A 1,048-nucleotide genomic window follows, 5' to 3' on the forward strand; every position below is an offset into this window, starting at 1 on the left:
TTTAGGTGCATTTTTCGTCAAAAACTCCTTTTTCAGAAAGCTAAACGATCAGACAGCTTTTTCTACCCCTTGTGCGGTAAGCATTTCAGCACCACCCATTTCCAGCAGGGGGTGCTGAATAGTTACCATCCATGAAGATGTCTTTAACCTGAATATTGGAGGCATTGGTCATGGCATCGGCTACGCCACGTTGCTTCAAAAAGCTGACAATATCTTCCTGATAGCCGGTTGTTTGATCAACAGGTTTAAATGAAACCCAACTGTTCACAGTCTGGGTCTGGCAATGCCTGAAAGCATATTGTCCTTTGCTGCCAAAATTTCGCACCGTCACTTCGCAATCGTACGATTTATCCAGTGCAGCCATTCTGGAATCCTCTTGATTCACAAATACCGGACTGCCCGTTGGAAATTTGTTCTTGAAAGCACTCAGCGGCAATACAAAAACAGAGCCATTCTTCTTGCCGATGTAATACATGAAAGGGTGTGAAATATTGGCCCATGAATTCACCAGCGCAAATTCAGGCCCCTGAAAGGAATAGCCCTCACTGTCTGACCCCGTTGTCCGGTAGGCTTTATCTGAAGACGTTTTATCCAGCTTGTATTGCTCACAATCCAAAGTAGTTGCATGCAGGCAGACATCAATGAGCAATGTTTCCCTTGTAGGCATAGCCCTTAAACGGATAGCAGACGCCCCTGTTGAAATGGGATTAACTTCAGGGATGACAAGATAAGCCTGCTGATCATCTGAAAGTACATAAGTCTTTTTCTGATCATCCCAGGTGGCATAAAGCCCTATCATTTGCCCTTCATCCCCTTCCTTATAATCTGCTAAGGCAGTATTCATTTCCTGGTTATAAACACTGGTAAAGAAAATGGAGGAACCATCGGAAAAATTAAATACTTTGGAGGGGAAGACATGATATTTTTGGCTCTTTTGAAAAATGAGTGGGTAACCATGTATATTTACCCACTTCACTCACCCCATTGAACTCACCTGAAGGCTCACATGGAAGACCTGTTTCAGACCGCTCTTGGCATTACCGCTCCT

Annotated in this window: 1 protein-coding gene; it reads right to left on the reverse strand. The window is 44.0% G+C overall.

Annotated features, from left to right (window positions below; genetic code table 11):
- Window positions 1-85 precede the first annotated feature (85 nt).
- On the reverse strand, window positions 86-844 hold the full coding sequence (locus ACR2PX_RS06085) for a hypothetical protein (RefSeq protein ID WP_433998469.1): 759 nt from the start codon (window positions 842-844) through the stop codon (window positions 86-88).
- Window positions 845-1,048 lie beyond the last annotated feature (204 nt).

This window comes from Endozoicomonas sp. (assembly GCF_051008435.1).
In the GTDB taxonomy this organism is placed as follows: Bacteria; Pseudomonadota; Gammaproteobacteria; order Pseudomonadales; family Endozoicomonadaceae; genus Endozoicomonas_A.

Excerpts from the sequence above, each read along its gene's own strand:
- ACR2PX_RS06085 (WP_433998469.1), bottom strand. The coding sequence starts at position 844 with ATGAATACTGCCTTAGCAGATTATAAGGAAGGGGATGAAGGGCAAATG.